This window comes from Sphingomonas sp. J344, assembly GCF_024700005.1.
In the GTDB taxonomy this organism is placed as follows: domain Bacteria; phylum Pseudomonadota; class Alphaproteobacteria; order Sphingomonadales; family Sphingomonadaceae; genus Sphingomonas.
This window is the reverse complement of record NZ_JAJONB010000001.1, coordinates 2,627,708-2,646,432: the sequence shown is the minus strand read 5'-3', so window position 1 is coordinate 2,646,432 and position 18,725 is coordinate 2,627,708. Positions and strand designations below refer to the sequence as shown.

The window sequence follows — 18,725 nt, the reverse complement described above, 5'->3', positions numbered from 1 at the left end:
ATGCGCGCGGAATGTTAAAAGCCCCTCCCGGGCGCGGGGAGGGGCTTAGCCCTGGTCAGGCGTCCGCTGCTTCCTTGACCAGCGCCGCCTTAATCGCATCGACAAATGCGGGGATGTCATCCGGATTGCGGCTGGTGATCAGGTTGCCGTCGACGACGGCCTCCTCGTCCACCACCGTCGCCCCGGCATTTTCCAGATCGGTGCGCAGGCTGGGCCAGCTCGTTGCGCGCTTGCCATCGACGATATCGGCCTCGATCAATAGCCACGGCGCGTGACAGATCGCGGCGACGGTCTTGCCGTCGTCGAAGAATTCCTGGACCAGATCGACCGTCGTCTCGTCCATTCGCAGCTTGTCGGGATTGCCGACCCCGCCGGGCAGCACCAGCGCGTCATAGTCGGCGCTGTCGACGTCGCTCACCAGCATGTCGGGGGTGATGCTCTGCCCCTTCTCTCCGCCGGTCTCGCCCTGGATCGGATCGGTCTTGAGCGACGCGAGGGTCACCTGCGCCCCCGCATCGATCAGCGCCTGGCGCGGCTTCATCAGCTCGGATTCCTCGAACCCGTCGGTCGCGATCATCAGCACGCGCGCATGGGATAGCTCGGCCATCTTGTGTCTCCAGTTGGTTGGGGTTGCCCACTCAACCGGTCAGCATCAGCGCAGTTCCGGAACGATGCGACGGGACGCGCATTGATCGCGCATGATGAGGGCAAAATGAGCGGCAAGCTGCGTTATTGCGACGACGGAGCGCCCGGCATCACACGCCGCAAGGTGCGCGGCGGCTGGGGCTATTGGGACGCCGCCGGGAGCCGCATCACCGATCGCGACGAGATCGACCGGCTCAACGCGGTTGCCCTGCCCCCGGCCTATACCGACGCCTGGTACTGTCCGCATCCCAACGGTCATCTTCAGGCGACCGGGATCGATGCGCGCGGGCGCAAGCAATATCGCTATCACCCCGATTTCCGCGCGGCGCAGGAGGCTGCGAAGTATGACCGCTGCGCCAGCTTCGGCCATCGCCTTGCGCGACTGCGCGCAACGATCAAGGCTGACCTGCGCACGCGTGCACTGACCCGCGAGCGCGCCGTTGCGGCGGTTGTCCGCCTGCTCGACCTCGGCCATGTCCGCGTCGGGAATGAGGGCTATGCCAAGGCGAACAAGAGCTTCGGCGCCACTACGCTGCGTCGCCGCCATGCAAAGCTGGAGGGGCGCACATTGCGGCTGCAATATCGCGCCAAATCCGGGCGGATCCGCGTGCTTCGGATAACCGACAACAGCCTGATCGGCTTCGTCAAGAAATGCCAGGACCTTCCCGGCCAGCATCTGTTCGGCTGGCTCGACGACGCGGGCGAGGCGCATCCGGTGACGTCCAGCGACGTCAACGCCTATATCCGCGACGCGATGGGCGAGGATTTCACTGCCAAGCATTTCCGCACCTGGGGGGCGAGTGTGATCGCCTATGAGACGCTGGCGACCGCCGAAAGTCACGTCGGGCTCAAGGCGCTGCTGGAGCCGGTGACCGCCGCACTCGGCAATACGCCCAGCATCGCGCGCAAATCCTATGTCCACCCCGATCTGATCGAACTCGCCAAGGATCGCGATGCGCAGACTGCGTTTCGTGAGGGCCTCGCCCTGCCGCGCAGCACGCGCTACCTGTCCCGCGCCGAACGTGGCCTCATCGCGTTTCTCGAACGCGGAGGAATCACGGCAAAGGCTGCCTGAAGGATCTCAATGACTGTTTCCAACACCACCGCCGCTGCCGAGAATGCGGCCACCAACACGGTCGACGCCATGCAGGCGCAGACCCAGGCATTCTTCGTCGATGCCACGGCCTGGCTGCAATCGCACTGGCTCCAGATCCTGATCGCCACCGGCATCGCCATTGGCATCGTGCTGTTGCTCCATGTCCTGCGCCGGTGGGGGATGAAGCTGTGCGAGCGCTCCGAAGGACCGGCGGGTTGGGGCACGATCATCGGCCGTGCGGTGTCGCGCACCGGCAATTTCTTCATCACCATGATCGCCGCCCGGCTCGTCTCCAGCTACGCCGCCCCGCCCGAGATGCTCGGCCAGACCATCGATTTCCTGTTCACCGTTTCGGCGGTGTTTCAGGCCGCCATTTGGGCGCGCGAGATCATCCTCGGCGCGATCGAGAAGAAGACCGAAGCCGAAAATTATCATGGCGAGGCGCTGCTGTCCGCGCTCGGCCTGATCCGCCTGCTTGTCACCGTGGCGCTGTTCGCGATCGCGCTGGTGGTGGTGCTCGACAATCTCGGCGTCAACGTCACTGGTCTCGTCGCGGGTCTCGGCGTCGGCGGCATCGCGATCGGCCTGGCTGCACAGGGCATCTTCGCCGACCTGTTCGCCGCGCTCGCGATCATCTTCGACAAGCCGTTTCGGCGCGGCGACAAGGTCATGTACGATCAGACGGTCGGCGTGGTGGAAGAGATCGGTCTGAAGTCTACCCGCGTGCGTTCGTTCGACGGCGAAGTCCGTGTCATCTCGAACAAGCAGTTGCTCGACAAGGAGATCCAGAACATCTCGAACCGCGATCACGTTCGGGTCAAGCTGTCCATCGGCGTCGCCTATGAAACCCCGCCCGAACAGCTTGAGGCGCTGCCCGACATGCTGACCGGCATCGTCGAAGAAGCTGGCGGCACGATAGCGCGCGCCAGCTTCGAGGGGCTGGGCGCGAGTTCGGTCGATTTCTTCCTGTGGTTCGATATTCCCGGAGACGACTGGCCGACCGCGCACAAAGTGCGCGACAAGGTCATCATCGCCATCCTGCGCCGTTTCGCCGCAGAGGGCATCTCGATCCCCTACCCCACCCAGACGACCTACACCGCCGATCCCAGCGGGAAGCTGATTTTGCCCTATCCCGAGGTGCAGCCCGTGATGCGCGTGGACAAGGGCGCCGGAGAACGCTGATTCGCTCTGACATCCTACATTTTCGAATATAGGGTTTGCAGTCGCGCCCTTAGCTTACCTTACGGCATGGTCGATTTTCGCGATTGCAGTAGGCCACCTCTTGCCGATGGCTGGGGGTTGGCCTAGATGCCCCTGAGCAGGCCATCGCGGGGACCAGAATGTCCGACACCGACACAGTGGAAAGCGTCACGATCCAGCAACTCGCCGCGGGCATGGGCGAGGAACGTGTGTCCGACTGGGTCACGGTATCGCAGGAGATGATCGACAAGTTCGCCGACGCGACCGGCGATCATCAGTTCATCCATGTCGATCCGGCCAAGGCCGCGATGACTCCGTTCGGCGGCACCATCGCGCACGGCTTCCTCACCCTCTCACTGATGCCGTTGCTCAGCCAGAAAACGCCCCAGCCCCGGATCGAGGGGCTGAAAATGGGCGTCAACTATGGCGGCAACAAAGTCCGTTTCCTGACCCCGGTACGCTCTGGCAGCCGCGTGCGCGGGCGTTTCAAGACGCTTGAGCTGGTCGAGAAGCGCCCTGGCCAATGGCAACAAACCGTCGAATTCACCATCGAGATCGAGGGGCAGGACAAGCCCGCCCTGATCGCCGAATGGATCAGCCAGCTTTTTGTATAGACAATAAAATCGAAGGGACCGTCCGCATGCGTTCTGCCGTCATCGTTTCCACCGCCCGTACCCCGATCGGCCGCGCCTATCGCGGCGCGTTCAACGCCCTCCCCTCCCAGACGCTCGCCGCCAGGTCGATCGAGGCCGCGGTCGCCCGCGCCGGGATCGACGGGGCCGAAGTGCAGGACGTGATCCTCGGCGCGGCGCTCCAGCAGGGGCATCAGGCCGGCAACATCGCGCGTCAGGCGCTGCTGCGTGCCGGCCTTCCCACCAGCGTATCGGGCATGTCGGTCGACCGCCAGTGCGCCAGCGGCCTGATGGCGATCGCGACCGCCGCCAAGCAGATCGTGGTCGATAACATGGACATCACCATCGGCGGCGGTGTCGAGAGCATCAGCCTGGTTCAGACGCCGCAGATGCGCGTCGCCCCGGATCCCGAGCTGCTGGCGATGCACAATGACGTGTACATGCCGATGCTGCAGACCGCCGAAGTGGTCGCCGCGCGCTACAACATCGGTCGCGACGCGCAGGACGCCTATGGCTTCCAGTCGCAGCAGCGCACCGCCGCTGCCCAGGCCGCCGGCAAGTTCGACGACGAGATCATCCCCGTCACCGCGACGATGAACATCGTCAACAAGGAAACGAAGGAAGTCACCCAGAAGGAAGTGACGCTGACCAAGGACGAGGGCAACCGCCCCGACACCACGCTGGAGGGGCTTCAGTCGCTCCAGCCGGTCGTCCCCAATGGCACCGTCACCGCGGGCAATGCCTCGCAGCTGTCGGACGGTTCGTCGGCCAGCGTGCTGATGGAGGAAAAGGTCGCCGAGAAGCGCGGCCTCACCCCGCTCGGCCGCTATGTCGGCATGGCGGTCGCGGGCACCAAGCCCGACGAGATGGGCATCGGCCCGGTCTATGCGATCCCGGCGCTGCTCGACCGCTTCAACCTGAAGATGGACGATATCGGCCTGTGGGAGCTGAATGAGGCGTTCGCGGTGCAGGTGCTGTACTGCCGCGACAAGCTCGGCATCCCGGACGAACTGCTCAACGTCAATGGCGGCTCGATCTCGATCGGCCACCCCTATGGCATGACCGGCGCGCGCTGCACCGGCCACGCGCTGATCGAAGGCAAGCGTCGCGGTGCCAAGTACGTCGTCGTGACGATGTGCGTCGGCGGCGGCATGGGCGCAGCGGGGCTGTTCGAGGTTCTTTGAGCCTTACCCGCGCAGAATATTGAAGAGCCGGTGGAGCGATCCACCGGCTTTTCATATTTGGGAGTGCCTCAGCAACCCGCCGCAGCGCCGCGCTTCAACGTGATGTCGCCATATTTCGGTCGGCCAGCCGCCGCGCCCTGTTTCAGCGTGATCGAGTCCATCTTGTGGGCCTTGCCGTCCGCGCGTCCGTCGCCGGTGACGTCACCCACCGCAACTTGCACGCCGCCGCGCGCTTCCTGCGGTTTGGGCGGAGGGCCCTTCGGAATTCGGCGGATGATGTCACGGTCGAGGCCGCCCTGGATCGCCTCGCCATTGCCGCCGCCACCTGCTTTGCGCGGGGTCAGCTTTGCTTGCTTCATCGCACCGCTGCCGGCCCCGGCACCTGCGCCGGCAACGATGTCGATGCAGCGGACGTCGTCCCGCGATTCACCCTTCACCCCGTCGAACTTCAAAAACTGCCCGCCCGCCGCCGGCACCGCGATCGCCATCATCGCGCCCACAATAATCAGTCGCATCGTCCCGTCTCCCGTCGCTGTGTGATTGCCCTGCCCTCGCGCTGCGGCTATGCCGATTGGAGCGTTGCGCTAGACTTGTACTCTAGAGCATTAATCCAGTCTGAACTGTTTCGAGTAGATGCGTATGGCGACCAAGGCAGGTGAAACCCGAACCCGTGTGCTAGAGGCGGCCGCCCGCCTGTTCGCCGAACGCGGGCTGGAGGCGGTGTCGATCCAGGATATCCGCGACGCATCGGGCGTCTCGAACGGCAGCATTTTCCACCATTTCGGCTCGAAGAACGGCGTTGCGCTCCATGTCTATCTCGACGAACGCCGCGCCTATTGGGAGCATGCCATCGCGGCGGTCGAGGCGCATGACGGCGACCCCGTCGACGCGCTGGGTGCGGCGGTCCGCGCCACGCTCGCCTATCAGCAGGAACATCCCGAGCGGCACAATTTCATGATCGAATGCGCCAGTTCGACCTGGACCCGCGCGCATGCCGAGCCGGTTCAGGCGCTCAACGCCGAGTTTACGACGCGCTTCATCGCATGGGGCGCGCCGCACGTGATGGCCGGACGGCTCCGCCCGATCGACCCGCAACTCGTCGCCGCGCTCGTCTTCGGCCCCAGCCAGTGGCTCGCCCGTTCCTGGCTCACGGGCCTGACCCCCGAGCCGCCGACCCATTATGCCGACATGCTGGTCGACCTCGTCACCCGCGCGCTGCGTCCCGACGCTTGACGCCGCCCCGCCGTCGGGCAAAGCCGCGCGCATGGGAATGAGCTTCACGCACCGCATCCGGATCGAGGCGCACGCCGTCTGGCTCGCCGTCCGCGATCCCCGCACGCCCTTGTTCGCGAAGCTGGTCGGGCTGCTCGTCGCCGCCTACGCACTCTCGCCGATTGACTTGATCCCTGACTTCATCCCGGTGTTGGGGCTGGTCGACGACGCGCTGCTGATCCCGGCAGGGGTGTGGCTGTTCGGGAAGCTGGTCCCCGCCGCGCTGCTCGCCGAACATCGCGCGACCGCCGCCGCAGCAGCGGAGCGCCCGGTCAGCAAATGGGGCATCGCCATCGTGATCGCGATCTGGGCGCTGATCGCCTTGGTGGTCTATGAGTTCCTGATGCTCGGCTATGACTGAGCGCTGAAGCTGCGGGCGAACCGTCGCCCCGCTCAGCTATGCTTCGCCATCCATTCTTCCAGCACCGGCGCGATGCGGGTGCGCCACTTGCTGCCGTTGAAGATCCCATAATGGCCGACATCCTCGGCCATGTGGTATTTCTTCATCTTCGCAGGCAGCTTGGTCGCAATGGTCAGCGCCGCCCTGGTCTGGCCCAGCCCTGAAATATCATCCTTCTCACCCTCGATCGCCAGCAGCGCGGTGTCGGTGATCGCGCCCGGATCGACCCGGCGACCGCGATGCATCATCTCGCCCTTGGGCAGCGCGTGCGACTGGAACACCACGTCGATCGTCTGGAGGTAGAATTCCGACGTCATATCGCACACCGCGCGATACTCGTCGTAGAAGCGCATGGTCGAATCGGCGCTCTCGCCATCGCCCTTGACCAGATGCTTGAACATTTCCCAGTGGGAAATCATGTGGTTGCCCAGGTTCATCGTCATGAAGCCGGCGAGCTGAAGGAAGCCCGGATAGACGGTCCGCCCCGCGCCCGGATAGGTGCCGGGGACCGTCGCGATCACATTCTGCTTGAACCAGCTATGCGGCCGCTCGGTCGCCAGCGTGTTGACCGCAGTCGGCGCCTCGCGCGTGTCGATCGGCCCGCCCATCATGGTCAGCGTACGCGGCGTGTTGGGGTGCTTGTCGGCATTCATCAGCGCCACGGCGGCATAGGCCGGGACGGAGGGCTGACACACGGCGAGTACATGCGGGCGCGCATCGCCCTCAGCGCCGATCGTCGCGAGGAATTCGACCAGATAATCGACATAATCATCGAGGTCGAAGCGCCCGTCGCTCAACGGCACCTGTCGCGCGTCGCGCCAGTCGGTGATGTAGACATCGGCAACCGGCAGCATCCGCTGCACCGTGCCGCGCAGCAGCGTCGCGAAATGCCCGCTCATCGGCGCGACGATCAGCAGCATGGGGCCGCCCTCGACGCCCTCGCGCACGAAGCGCTTGAGCTGGCCGAACGGTTTGCGGAGCACGATCTCCTCACGCACCGCGATCTGCTTGCCGTCGATCTCGGTGTAATCCAGCCCGAATTCCGGCTTGCCGCGCGGTGCAGAGGCATGGGCGAACACTTCGAGCGCGGAGGCGAGGATCGGGCCGCCGCCGAAATAGGCAAAGGGATTGGCCGGATTGTTGAGCAGGCCCGCGCTGAAATTCGCCAGCGCGCTCGCGCCGGCCAGCATCGAGCGCTGAAGTTCATAGGCGTTATACAACATCGGCAATCAACATCCCCGCCCCGCACGGGGCAATGACAACGGTCTCATTGGGTTTATAGCGGGCTCATGCTGCAGTGCAAACGCGACGTACCGGATTTTCGATCCGCGAAGCCTGTTTCCTTGTCCTGCGCTTCGGGCTAGGCGGCGGCCATGTCCGAAACGACACCGCCCCCCGCCGCCGCACAGCCGCAGCGCAAGCTGTCCAGCCTGACGATCGTCTGGGGCTATACCCGCCGCTATCCGCTCCAGCTGTCGCTGGCGATCGTCGCGCTCCTCCTCGCCGCAGGCGCGACCCTGTGGATTCCGCGCACCTTCAAGGAGGTGGTGGACAAGGGCTTCGGCCCCGATTCTGACCCCAGCCAGATCGGCGGCTATTTCCAGGGGTTGTTGCTGGTCGTTATCGTCCTCGCCTTCGCCACCGCGATGCGCTTCTACTTCGTGTCCTGGCTGGGCGAACGCACGGTGGCGGACATGCGCGCGGCGGTGCACCGCAATCTGCTGCGCCTGCCCCCCGCGCTGGTTCGAGGAAAACCGCCCGTCGGAAATCGCCAGCCGCCTGACCGCAGACACCGCCGTGGTCGAACAGATCGTCGGCACGACGGTCTCGGTGGCGCTCCGCAACCTGCTGATCGCGATCGGCGGGACGCTGTACCTCTTCGTCCTCGCGCCGAAGATCGCGGCCTATCTGCTGGTCGGTATCCCGGTCATCGTGCTGCCGATCATGTGGCTGGGCGGGCGCGTCCGCCGCTTTTCGCGGACCAGCCAGGACCGCGTCGCCGATATCGGGTCGATCGCCTCGGAAACGCTGGGCGCGATGCGCATAGTCCAGGCGTTCGGGCAGGAGAATCGCGAGAGCGCGCGCTTCCAGGACGCAGTCGATCGCGGCTTTTCGACCGCGCGCAAGCGGTTTGCAACGCGTGCGCTGATGACGGCGCTGGTGATCTTCGCGCTGTTCACCGCGATTACCCTCATCATGTGGGACGCGGTCTATGGCGTGGCGCAGGGCCGCATCTCGGGCGGGTCGATCACCGCCTTCGTCATCACCGCCGGCCTCGTCACCGGTGCGTTCGGTGCGTTGACCGAGGTCTATGGCGACCTGCTCCGCGCATCGGGTGCCGCCGCGCGGCTCGCCGAGCTGCTCGCCGAAGAGCCGGAGATCGCCGCCCCCGCCAACCCGGTCGCGCTCCCCGAACCGGCACAGGGTGCGATTGACTTCGATCATGTCACCTTCCGCTACCCCACCCGCCCCGAGGTTTCGGCGCTGAACGACTTCACTTTGTCGGTCGCTCCCGGTGAGACCGTCGCTGTCGTCGGCCCGTCAGGCGCGGGCAAATCGACGCTCTTCCAGCTCGTCCAGCGCTTCTACGACCCGGAAGCGGGCGAAGTCCGCGTCGATGGCGTGCCGCTGCCAAAGGCCGACCCGGCACAGGTCCGCGCGCGCATGGCGATGGTGCCGCAGGAAACGGTGATCTTCGCCGCCAGCGCTCGCGACAATCTCCGTTATGGCCGCTGGGACGCTACGGAAGAGCAGATCTGGCAGGCCGCCGAGGCCGCGAACGCCGCAGACTTTCTGCGCGAGCTGCCCCAGGGGCTCGACACCTTCCTCGGTGAAGACGGCGCGCGCCTGTCGGGCGGCCAGCGCCAGCGCATCGCCATCGCCCGCGCATTGCTGCGCGACGCGCCCATCCTGCTGCTCGACGAGGCGACCAGCGCGCTCGACGCCGAAAGCGAGCGGCTGGTGCAGGATGCGCTCGAGCATCTGATGCAGGGGCGCACGACGCTCGTCATCGCCCACCGACTCGCCACCGTCCGCGCGGCGCAGCGGATCATCGTGATGGACGAAGGGCGCATCGTCGAGACCGGCACACACGGCGAACTGGTCGCAAAGGGCGGCCTCTATGCCCGCCTTGCCAGCCTTCAGTTCAGCGAAAGCGCCTAATAGCGCGAGAGATACCAGGCAGCGAAGGCAAGCACTGCACCCAGCACGATCGCGACCCGAAGCTTCGGGTTGCGTTCGCGGCTGCGATCCTGCCCGATCCGGTCGAGGTCGAACCAGTAATGCGCCGGGTGCGCCTCGCGGATCACCCCCATGTCGCGCAGACGGTCGAACGCCTGGCGCTCGGCGGGACTCGATGGAGCATATTCGATCGCCGTGCCGGGAGAGATCGCGCGGTGGTCGGCAAAGTGACGCTGGACCCGGAATTGTGACAGGTCGGACGCGCCATTGGCGGAGAGGGAATGGACGTTGAGCATGGCCGTGCCGGATAGTCGGCGTGCACGTCCGCAGTTTCAAGGCCTCTGGTCGCGTCGCCATCGCCTCCGCCAAAGGGCGCCATGCCGTTCCACCTGTTCCGCCCGGTCATCGCCGGTGCCGTCCGCTCGACCGCATCGTCGCGTGCGTCGGCGCAACGATCTGCATCGCGCTGACCGTGTTCGTCTGCGCGGGTCTTGATCTCGACGTGCTGCTCTTGCTCGCCGAGGGCCACGCTCAGGTGCGGCGCGGCAGGAGCGCGGCTTCCCAATAATTTGAAAGCGCGGTACGGTCGCCAAAAGACCGGAGAGGATGATGACCCGCGAGTTCGACCTGATCGTCTATGGCGCCACCGGCTTCACCGGCCGCCTCGTCGCCGAGTATCTGGCACAGCATTACAGCGACGGATCGCTCAACTGGGCGATGGCCGGGCGCTCGCTGACCAAGCTCGAAGCGGTGCGCGACGAGATCGGCGCGCCCGCTGACACGCCCTTGCTCACCGCCAATGCCGACGATCCCGCCGCGCTGCGCGCCCTGACTGCCCGGACCAAGGTCGTGCTGACCACCGTCGGCCCCTATCAGCTTTACGGCAACGACCTCGTCGCCGCCTGCGTCGAGACCGCCACCGGCTATGTCGACCTGTGCGGCGAGCCCAACTGGATGCACGACGTCATCGCTCGCCACCACGATGCGGCGAAGGCAAGCGGCGCGCGGATCGTCCTGTCGTGCGGCTTCGATTCGATCCCCTTCGACCTTGGCGTGTGGACCGTCGAGCAGGCCGCGATCGCCAAATGGGGCCAGCCCGCCCCGCGCGTAAAGGGCCGCGTACGCAAGATGCAGGGCACCTTCTCCGGCGGCACCTTCGCCAGCGGCAAGGCAACCGCCGCGGCGGCGGCAAAGAACCCCGCGATCTTCAAGATCCTGCTCGACCCCTTCGCGCTCACCCCCGGCTTTACCGGGCCGGACCAGCCCAAGGGGGTGATGCCCGAATATGACGACGCGGTCGGCGGCTGGGTCGCGCCGTTCGTGATGGCGGTGATCAACACCAAGAATGTCCACCGCACCAATTTCCTCGCCCACCACCCCTATGGCCGCGACTTCCGCTATGACGAGATGATGGTCGCGCCGGGGCTGGGCGAACTCGGCAAGGCGGCGGCGGAGGCGATCTCGAAGATGAACCCGATGAACGCCGACAAGGGGCCTGCCCCCGGCGAGGGACCGTCGAAGGAAGAGCGCGAGGCCGGCTTCTACGAAATCGACTTCATCGCTGAAATGCCGACCGGCGAGCGCCTGACCTGCACCGTCACCGGCGACCGTGACCCGGGCTATGGATCGACATCGAAGATGATCGCGGAGGCAGCGCTCTGCCTGATCCGCGACGTCGATGGCGACGGCGGCGTCTGGACCCCCGGTGCGCTGATGGCCGAGCCGTTGAAGGCGCGGCTGGAGGCCAATGCGGGGCTGACGTTCAGGGTTCGCTGAGGCTAGCCAATCGCGCCGATCGGGATATCCGTGTAGAAGGCCATCGCGACGATCGCGAGCAGCACGGCCACCACGATCGCCACCGGCACATATTTGCGCCGGTGGTGCAGGATCACCGCATCGAGCACGCGCAGATCGAGCCAATAATAGCCCTGCCCTTCACGGCGGATCACGCGCTGTGCGATCAGCTTGTCGAACACCGGCTTCAACTCGGCGGGCGGCGTGTAAATGATCGTGTCGAGCGGCGTCACCGCATGCTGCGCGCAAAAATGATCGACGATCTTCCGCCGCGCGCGCGCGAATTTGGTGATCGGGACCGATTCAACGACCGCCATCAGCGTTTCCGCCCCTGATGCTTGATGTTCGCAGGCCGCCCACGCCGCTTGAGCGGGCGTGGCGGACCGGACTTGCGGCGCTCGCCGTCAGGACGCGGGCCGGACCCGCTACCCTTGCCGTCGGGTAGCTCGAAGCGCAGCGCCCCCGACACCGGGTTCGCCTCGACCAGCTTCAGCTGCAGCCGCTGGCCCAGCGCGAACTCCGCGCCGGTATCCTCGCCCACCAGTCGTTGCCCCGCCTCGTCATAGCGGAAATATTCGCGCCCCAGATCGCGCGCGGGAACCAGCCCGTCGCCGCCGATCCCATCGACGGTCGCAAAGAACCCAAATGACTGCACCCCGGTGATCCGCGCATCCAGCACCTCGCCGACATGGCTCGCCAGATAGGCGGCAACATAGCGATCGATCGTGTCGCGCTCGGCCTCCATCGCGCGGCGCTCGAGCTTGCTGATCAGCTCGCCGGTCTTCTCCATGTCCTTGTCGGCGGGCAGCTCGCCGCCCGGCCCCAGCTTGAACGCTTCGGTCAGCGCGCGGTGGACGACCAGATCGGCATAGCGCCGGATCGGTGAGGTGAAGTGCGCATAGCTGCCCAGCGCCAGCCCGAAATGCCCGGCATTTTGCGGGCCGTAATAGGCCTGGGTCTGCGTCCGCAGCACTTGGGTCATCACCTCGGCGTGATAATCCGCCTCCTTGGTCCGCGCGATGACATGGTTGAACGTCTTGGGCCGGATCACCTGCCCCAGTGCGAACTCCACATCGAGCGTCTTCAGATACTCCTTGAGCGCGACCAGCTTCTCGCGGCTCGGCGGCTCGTGGATGCGGTACATCACCGGCGCCTTCTTCTTCTCCAGCGCCTTGGCCGCCGCGACATTGGCGGCGATCATGTAATCCTCGATCAGCTTGTGCGCGTCCAGTCGCTCGCGCGGCGCGACCGAGAGGATACGACCCTTTTCGTCGAGCACGATGCGCCGTTCGGGCAGGTCGAGGTCGAGCGGCTCACGCTTCGCCCGCGCCTTGTTGAGCGCGGCCCAGCAGTCCCATAGGGGGCGCAGCGCGGTTTCGGTCAGCGGGTGCTCCTCCGCACCGTCGATCGCCGCCTGCGCATCCTCATACGCGATGTTCGCAGCCAGCTTGACCACCGCGCGGCTGAACCGCCAGTCCTTGATCTCGCCATCGGCCGAAATCCGCATGTGGCACGCCAGCGCCGCGCGCTCGACGCCCTCCTTCAGCGAACACACATCCGCCGACAGCACCTCGGGCAGCATCGGCACGACGCGGTCGGGGAAATAGACGCTGTTCCCCCGCTTGCGTGCCTCGCGGTCGAGCAGCGAGCCGGGGCGGACATAGAAGCTGACATCGGCAATCGCGACGATCGCCTTCCACCCGCCCTTGTTCGCAGGGTCGTCGTCGGGCGTCGCCCACACCGCATCGTCATGGTCGCGCGCATCGGCCGGGTCTATCGCGACGATCGGCAGATGACTCAGATCCTCGCGCCCCTCCCCCAAGGGCTGCTTCGCCACCCGTTCGGCTTCGGCGAGCAATTCCTCCGAGAAGATGTGCGGGATTTCATGCTTGTGGATGGCGATCAGCGAAAAGCTGCGCGGCGCGAAGGGATCGCCGAGAATCTCGCTGACCTTAGCGAACAGGCGCGGCCCCTTGCCCGTAACCTCCGCCATCACCAGGTCACCCGGCTCCGCGCCATTGCGGTCGGAGATGACGGGGCTGGTACGCTCCTTCTTGTCCAAGCCCTGCAGATAGAGCCGGCCGCCCTCTTCATGGACGACACCCAGCACCGCCGCATCGCCCTTGGCGAGCTTCTTCATCGGATGCGCGATCAGGCCCTTCCCGGCCTCCTCGGTCCGCGCGAGGATGCGGTCACCGACGCCCAGCGCGCCACCCGGCCCACGCTTTTCGCGCACGCGCAGCCGCGGCACCGGAATGCCCTCGGCTTCCCAGCGCTCCGGCACCGCCCAGACGGTATCGCCGTCCGCTTCGACGATGCGCAGCACGGCCACCTTGGGCACGCCGCCCATCTTGTGGAAAGCGCGGCCGGGGGCGACGTCGATCAGCCCCTCGTCGCTCATGTCCTTGAGCAGCGCCTTGAGCGCGATTTTCTCCTGCGCCGACAGGCCGAACGCGCGCGCAATCTCGCGCTTGCCTGCGGGCTGGTCCGACGATGTGATGAAATCGATAATCTGTTGCCGTGTCGGCAGGCCCGGAGCGGGCTTGGTCTTTGCTTTGTTCTGATATGCCATTGGCGCCGAATATAGTGCGCGCAGCACCAGCGCGCCAGCGCACAGCCCTGCTAGAAGGGTCGCATCCGCCCGGTGAGACGGAAATCGGCCAGCGCACGATCGAAATATGTTGCAGCGCGCGCATCGCCACCGGCCCCCGCGATCAGCAGCGCACGATACTCGGCGGCAACGGCCAACATGCGCGGATCATCGCGCGACGATTGCCACATCAGCGTGCCGAGCAAGGATCGCAGTTCCGTCTTTGCCGCATCATACCTCGCCGGCCCCTGAGCAACCATCGCGCGCGCCAGTCCGCGCCGTGCCCGCGATTGTACCGCCGTGAGCACCAGAAAAGCGGGCCGCTCCTTCAGGAAGGTGCGAAAGGCCGCTTCGGCAGCCGGCGCATCGCCGCCATCGAGCAGCGCCTCGGCCGCGATGAGCGCGCGCGCGTCCTGCGGGCGCAGCTTCTGCGAAAAATCCCAGGAATGCCGGATGAACCGCAGCAACGACACGCGCGCCACACCAAAGCCCTTCAGATCGTCGCGCTGACTCGATCCCCGTGCCGAACGAAATCTGAACTCGGTGTGCTCGACCATTACCGCCGACGCGAGCGCATGGGCCTCCGCATGGCGCCCAATGGCGCGAAACCGTTCGATCGTGGCAAGGTTGTATCCCGAAAAGGCGGGGATTCTGCCTTGAGCATCGACCGGGCTAATGCCTAGCTGTCTGCTGGCACCGGCCTGCCACAGCGCTGCCGTGCTTTGTTCGGTCGGTCGGCCCCGCACCCGCTCCTCGAACAGCGCTGCTTCCTGGATCGCGTATCGCGAGGTACCCCGGAAATCCGCACTGCGCGTCGGAATCTCGTATGCGCCATCATAGGCAACGCGAATCGCGGCCTCGATCTTGCCCTGCCTCGCGAGGTTTTCGGCCAGTTGCATCCAAAGGCCGAAGCGATTGGCATCGAGGTCCATATCGACCTCTTCTGGCGTGATCGCCGCGATCTGTTTGCGCAAGGCGCTCTCTTCCGCCTTGAGCGCGGCGGCGGTGGGCGGCCTTGTCTGCGCCGCAGAGACCGGGATCGGCGCGAGTAACAGGGCGAGGGCAAGCAGTCGCATCGCAAGAGACTGGCACAGCCCCGCGCGCGGTCAATCGACGAAAGCTGACCTGCCCGCTAACGTTGCGGGATGACCTATGACCTTCTCATCGCCGGTGGCGGCATCAATGGGTGCGCCATTGCGCGTGAGGCAGCGCTGCTGGGGCTGAAGGTGCTGCTGGTCGAGCGCGATAGCCTGGCCGCGCACACCTCCTCGGCGTCGAGCAAGCTGATCCATGGTGGGCTGCGCTACCTCGAAACCTATGAGTTCCGGCTGGTCCGTGAAGCTCTGGTCGAGCGCGAGCGGATGCTCGCCGCCGCGCCGCATCTGATCCGCCCGATGGCGTTCGTCCTGCCGCACGCGCATGCCGTCCGCCCCCGCTGGATGATCCGCGCAGGACTCTGGCTCTACGACCTGCTCGGGCTCGGCTCGTCGCTCCCCCGATCGCGCGTGCTGGGCCGCGACGATCCCCGCCTCGCCCCGCTGGCACCCGACAGCAGCGGATTTCTTTACTGGGACGCACAGGTCGACGATGCCGCGCTGGTCCGCGCCAACGCCGCTGACGCCCTCGCGAACGGCGCGGAGGTCGCAACGGGCGTCGCAGTGACCGGCGCGCAACGGACCGGGATGGGCTGGGACGTCGCTCTCTCCGACGGGCGCACGATCAACGCGCGCGGATTCGTCAACGCCGCGGGGCCGTGGGTGCTGGAACTGCTCAAGACGATCGGCATAGAGACCGCCAGCGACCTGCGGCTGGTCAAGGGCAGCCACATCACCGTGCCCGCTCTTTGGGACGGGGACCACGCCTATATCCTGCAGCAACCCGACCGCCGCGTCGTCTTCGCCGCGCCATGGCAGGGCAAGACGATGATCGGCACGACCGACGTGCCGGTGCAACACCCCGGCGATGCAGGCATCGACGCGGGCGAGATCGCCTATCTCTGCGCCGCAGCGAATCGCTATTTCAGGCGGCAGATCGGACCGGCTGACATCACCGGCAGCTGGTCGGGCATCCGTGCGCTTTACGACGATGGAGCCGGAGAGGCGCGCACCGTGACACGCGACTATCATCTCGAACTCGATTTACGCGGCGCGCCGGTCCTGTCCGTCTTCGGAGGCAAGATCACCACCGCCCGCGCGCTCGCCGAGCACGTAATGGCGAAGCTTGCCCCAGAACTCGGCTACACTGCGCGCCCGGTCACACGCGACCGGAGGCTTCCTCAGCCATAGGCGATCCACCGTCCCATCGTCCCCGCGGCGAGCCACAGCAGGAGCGACACGACCGCCATCAGTCGCGCCGCCGTCGGCACCTCTCCCGACCACCCCGCTACCCGGTCGCCCCAGATGAGCCGGAACGCCACCGCGTTGACCAGTGCCAGAGCGATCAGCACCAGCTTGCGGAAGAAGATGTCGGACGTCGCCAGCGCGCGCCCGTCCGCCGCGAACAGGACGATGCCGCTCGCAGTCATCACCGCCAGCCCGGCGATCGCCACGGGGGTCAGCGCGCGCGACAGCGGCGCGATCGGAAGTGCGCGCCACAGCCCGGCGATGCGCAGATCGACCACGCCGATCCCGCCGACCAGCATGACGAGTCCCAGCAAATGCAGCGTATTGGCAATCGGATAGACCAACGCCGATCCGCGCGCCCAGCCAGCGATTCCCACTGCATCGAGCCACGCGGCGGCGCTCAGCAACAGGCTTTCCAACCGCCTCGCCTCAGCGCAGTTCGACGGTCTTGCTGCCGACCATGACCCGCTCGATCCGCATCTCGGCGGTGCCGTCGCGGCGGGCATAGCCGGTCAGGCGGACGCGCTTGCCCGGCTCGACCTCGGCTTTGCTCAGCCCGCGCGCTTCCATCCGCGATACCGGTGCCAGGATCACGTCCCAGCTCTTGCCCTTCCACTTGATCTTCGCAGTCCCGTGCGGGTTACCCCAATTGAGCTCGGTAAAGCTGGTGGTCAGCGTCAGCGGCTTGGCCTCGTCATAGGACGACCAGCCATGATGCGCGGCCGCCGGCACCGCAACGGCCAGCGCGGCGACGGCGATCAGCGTGAGTGAACGCATGCGAGTTCTCCCGGATCGTGGATGCAATAGCATACGCACGAACCGGGAGAGGGTTCAAATCAATAGGCGCGCGCGACCAGAATCCGCTCGACCGCCGGCTTGCCGGTAAACACGCACGCGCCATCCGCCGGCGCTGCGTCGAGCGGCACGTTGCGGAAGGTGAGCTTGAGCGCCTTGATCCGCTCGACCACCGCGTCGAGCTCCGCCCCCTCGGGCCGCGCCCACTGCACCTCGACCCAGCCGGGATATTTTCCCGACCCTTCGAAATGCGCCTTGAGCGCATCGAAGCTGTCGACCCCGCGCACGATATTGCCGTCCAGCCGTGCGCGCGCATCGGCGTGCAGCCCGGCCTGGATTTCCTCCAGCAGCGCCGCGGCTGAAGCAACGAAGTCGCCCTTCGCCACCACCGCACTGTCGAGCTTGCCGTCCTCGCGGTACAACCGGTCGCGGCGGATCACCGAGACATTGCCGCCCGCCATGTCGCGCCCGCCGACTTCGATCACCACCGGCGCGCCCTTCTTGACCCAGCCCCAGCGCTTGGTCGCGGCCTTGGCGGGACGCGCGTCGCACAGCGCGCGCACCGGCTCGCCCAGCGACGACAGCTTCGCCAGTTCGGCCTGCAACCCCTTGCAGTAATCGAGCAGCGCGGCGTCCTCGTCGGTGTCGCGCAGCATCGGCACGATCACGATCTGCCACGGTGCGACGCGCGGCGGCACGCGCAGGCCGTCATCGTCGCCATGCACCATGATCAGCCCGCCGATCATCCGCGTCGACATGCCCCAGCTGGTCGTCTGCGCCAGCTCCTGCACGCCTTCCGAATTCTGGAACTTGATGTTCTGCGCCGACGAGAAGGTGGTGCCCAGGAAGTGCGACGTGCCCGCCTGAAGCGCCTTGCCGTCCTGCATCATCGCCTCGATGCTGTAGGTCGCGACCGCGCCGGGGAAGCGCTCATTCTCCGGCTTCTCGCCCGCAATCACCGGCATCGCGACGCATTCCTCGGCGAAGCTGCGATAGACCTCCAGCATCTTCATCGTCTCTTCGCGCGCTTCGGCGACCGTGGCGTGCGCGGTATGCCCCTCCTGCCACAGGAACTCGGCGGTGCGCAGGAACATGCGCGTGCGCATCTCCCAACGGACGACATTGGCCCATTGGTTGATGAGGACGGGCAGGTCGCGCCACGACTGGACCCAGCGGCTGAACGCCGCGCCGATCACCGTCTCGCTCGTCGGGCGCACGACCAGCGGCTCCTCCAGCTTCGCATCGGGATCGGGCACCAGCCGCCCGTCCTTCTGGATCAGCCGGTGATGCGTGACGACCGCCATTTCCTTGGCGAACCCGTCGACATGCTCGGCCTCCTTCTCGAAGTAGGACAGCGGGATGAACAGCGGGAAATAGCAATTGTCATGCCCCGTCGCCTTGATGCGATCGTCGAGCAGCCGCTGGATGCGCTCCCAGATGCCATAGCCCCATGGCCGGATGACCATGCACCCACGCACGCCGCTCTCCTCGGCCATATCGGCTTCGGTGATGACGGCCTGATACCAGGCGGCGAAGTCCGCTTCGCGGGTGACGTTGAGTGCGCGTTTGATCATGGAAGCGCGATTAGCGTGCGA

At 66.2% G+C, this 18,725-nt stretch carries 19 protein-coding genes and 1 pseudogene; 10 read left to right on the top strand and 10 right to left on the bottom strand.

Annotated features, from left to right (window positions below; all coding sequences use genetic code 11):
* Nucleotides 1–55: 55 nt before the first annotated feature.
* Nucleotides 56–607 (bottom strand): type 1 glutamine amidotransferase domain-containing protein, encoded by a 552-nt coding sequence (locus LRS12_RS13430; RefSeq protein ID WP_257844975.1) that lies wholly within the window; start codon nt 605–607, stop codon nt 56–58.
* 105 nt (nt 608–712) lie between these two features.
* Between LRS12_RS13430 and LRS12_RS13425 the strand changes: the two genes are divergently transcribed.
* The 4 genes from LRS12_RS13425 to LRS12_RS13410 all read left to right on the top strand — a co-directional run bounded on the left by LRS12_RS13425 (nt 713) and on the right by LRS12_RS13410 (nt 4,757).
* Entirely contained in the window at nt 713–1,720 is a 1,008-nt protein-coding gene (locus tag LRS12_RS13425; protein ID WP_257844974.1) for a DNA topoisomerase IB, read from the top strand.
* Nucleotides 1,721–1,729: 9 nt separating this feature from the next.
* Entirely contained in the window at nt 1,730–2,923 is a 1,194-nt protein-coding gene (locus tag LRS12_RS13420; RefSeq protein WP_257844973.1) for a mechanosensitive ion channel family protein, read from the top strand.
* Nucleotides 2,924–3,135: 212 nt separating this feature from the next.
* Nucleotides 3,136–3,555 (top strand): MaoC family dehydratase, encoded by a 420-nt coding sequence (locus tag LRS12_RS13415; RefSeq protein ID WP_374581299.1) that lies wholly within the window; start codon nt 3,136–3,138, stop codon nt 3,553–3,555.
* Between the two features lie 26 nt (nt 3,556–3,581).
* Nucleotides 3,582–4,757, top strand: a complete 1,176-nt coding sequence (locus LRS12_RS13410) for an acetyl-CoA C-acyltransferase (RefSeq protein WP_257844971.1) — start codon at nt 3,582–3,584, stop codon at nt 4,755–4,757.
* Nucleotides 4,758–4,825: 68 nt separating this feature from the next.
* Here LRS12_RS13410 and LRS12_RS13405 read toward each other — a convergent pair whose 3' ends face one another.
* Nucleotides 4,826–5,272 (bottom strand): hypothetical protein, encoded by a 447-nt coding sequence (locus tag LRS12_RS13405; RefSeq protein WP_257844970.1) that lies wholly within the window; start codon nt 5,270–5,272, stop codon nt 4,826–4,828.
* A gap of 124 nt (nt 5,273–5,396) precedes the next feature.
* Between LRS12_RS13405 and LRS12_RS13400 the strand changes: the two genes are divergently transcribed.
* Nucleotides 5,397–5,990 carry a TetR/AcrR family transcriptional regulator gene (locus tag LRS12_RS13400; protein WP_257844969.1) on the top strand — a complete coding sequence of 198 codons (594 nt, stop codon included), beginning with the start codon at nt 5,397–5,399 and terminating at the stop codon, nt 5,988–5,990.
* 31 nt (nt 5,991–6,021) lie between these two features.
* On the top strand, nt 6,022–6,390 hold the full coding sequence (locus LRS12_RS13395; protein WP_257844968.1) for a YkvA family protein: 369 nt from the start codon (nt 6,022–6,024) through the stop codon (nt 6,388–6,390).
* 32 nt (nt 6,391–6,422) lie between these two features.
* Here LRS12_RS13395 and LRS12_RS13390 read toward each other — a convergent pair whose 3' ends face one another.
* Nucleotides 6,423–7,652 (bottom strand): polyhydroxyalkanoate depolymerase, encoded by a 1,230-nt coding sequence (locus tag LRS12_RS13390; protein WP_257845512.1) that lies wholly within the window; start codon nt 7,650–7,652, stop codon nt 6,423–6,425.
* Nucleotides 7,653–7,802: 150 nt separating this feature from the next.
* Here LRS12_RS13390 and LRS12_RS13385 point away from each other — a divergent pair.
* Nucleotides 7,803–9,591 (top strand): annotated as a pseudogene (locus LRS12_RS13385) (ABC transporter transmembrane domain-containing protein).
* Here the strand turns inward: LRS12_RS13385 and LRS12_RS13380 are convergent.
* On the bottom strand, nt 9,588–9,905 hold the full coding sequence (locus LRS12_RS13380) for a hypothetical protein (RefSeq protein ID WP_257844967.1): 318 nt from the start codon (nt 9,903–9,905) through the stop codon (nt 9,588–9,590). The pseudogene LRS12_RS13385 and the gene LRS12_RS13380 overlap by 4 nt on opposite strands.
* Nucleotides 9,906–9,925: 20 nt before the next feature.
* Here LRS12_RS13380 and LRS12_RS13375 point away from each other — a divergent pair, with 20 nt between their 5' ends.
* Nucleotides 9,926–10,177 carry a hypothetical protein gene (locus LRS12_RS13375; RefSeq protein WP_257844966.1) on the top strand — a complete coding sequence of 84 codons (252 nt, stop codon included), beginning with the start codon at nt 9,926–9,928 and terminating at the stop codon, nt 10,175–10,177.
* Nucleotides 10,178–10,218: 41 nt separating this feature from the next.
* Nucleotides 10,219–11,385, top strand: a complete 1,167-nt coding sequence (locus LRS12_RS13370; RefSeq protein ID WP_257844965.1) for a trans-acting enoyl reductase family protein — start codon at nt 10,219–10,221, stop codon at nt 11,383–11,385.
* 2 nt (nt 11,386–11,387) lie between these two features.
* Here the strand turns inward: LRS12_RS13370 and LRS12_RS13365 are convergent, their stop codons facing one another.
* The 3 genes from LRS12_RS13365 to LRS12_RS13355 are packed head-to-tail and all read right to left on the bottom strand — an operon-like array spanning nt 11,388 to nt 15,069.
* A complete protein-coding gene (locus tag LRS12_RS13365) occupies nt 11,388–11,720 on the bottom strand; it encodes a hypothetical protein (RefSeq protein ID WP_257844964.1) in 333 nt (110 codons plus the stop codon).
* Nucleotides 11,720–13,975: a ribonuclease R gene (gene rnr / locus LRS12_RS13360; protein WP_257845511.1), complete on the bottom strand. Its 2,256-nt coding sequence runs from the start codon at nt 13,973–13,975 to the stop codon at nt 11,720–11,722. Before rnr ends, LRS12_RS13365 begins: the two co-directional genes overlap by 1 nt.
* Nucleotides 13,976–14,025: 50 nt before the next feature.
* On the bottom strand, nt 14,026–15,069 hold the full coding sequence (locus tag LRS12_RS13355) for a hypothetical protein (RefSeq protein WP_257844963.1): 1,044 nt from the start codon (nt 15,067–15,069) through the stop codon (nt 14,026–14,028).
* A 69-nt stretch (nt 15,070–15,138) separates the two neighbouring features.
* On the opposite strand from LRS12_RS13355, the gene glpD reads away from it, so the two are divergent.
* Complete coding sequence (gene glpD, locus LRS12_RS13350) at nt 15,139–16,278, top strand: glycerol-3-phosphate dehydrogenase (protein WP_257844962.1); 1,140 nt, start codon at nt 15,139–15,141, stop codon at nt 16,276–16,278.
* Here the strand turns inward: glpD and LRS12_RS13345 are convergent.
* The 3 genes from LRS12_RS13345 to LRS12_RS13335 are packed head-to-tail and all read right to left on the bottom strand — an operon-like array spanning nt 16,269 to nt 18,704.
* The gene (locus tag LRS12_RS13345; RefSeq protein WP_257844961.1) at nt 16,269–16,754 is read right to left on the bottom strand and encodes a DUF6644 family protein; all 486 of its coding nucleotides are present in this window, start codon (nt 16,752–16,754) and stop codon (nt 16,269–16,271) included. The two genes, glpD and LRS12_RS13345, sit on opposite strands and share 10 nt — an antisense overlap.
* Before the next feature lie 10 nt (nt 16,755–16,764).
* A complete protein-coding gene (locus LRS12_RS13340) occupies nt 16,765–17,112 on the bottom strand; it encodes a DUF6152 family protein (protein WP_257844960.1) in 348 nt (115 codons plus the stop codon).
* A gap of 59 nt (nt 17,113–17,171) precedes the next feature.
* A complete protein-coding gene (locus LRS12_RS13335) occupies nt 17,172–18,704 on the bottom strand; it encodes a proline--tRNA ligase (RefSeq protein WP_257844959.1) in 1,533 nt (510 codons plus the stop codon).
* Nucleotides 18,705–18,725: the final 21 nt, after the last annotated feature.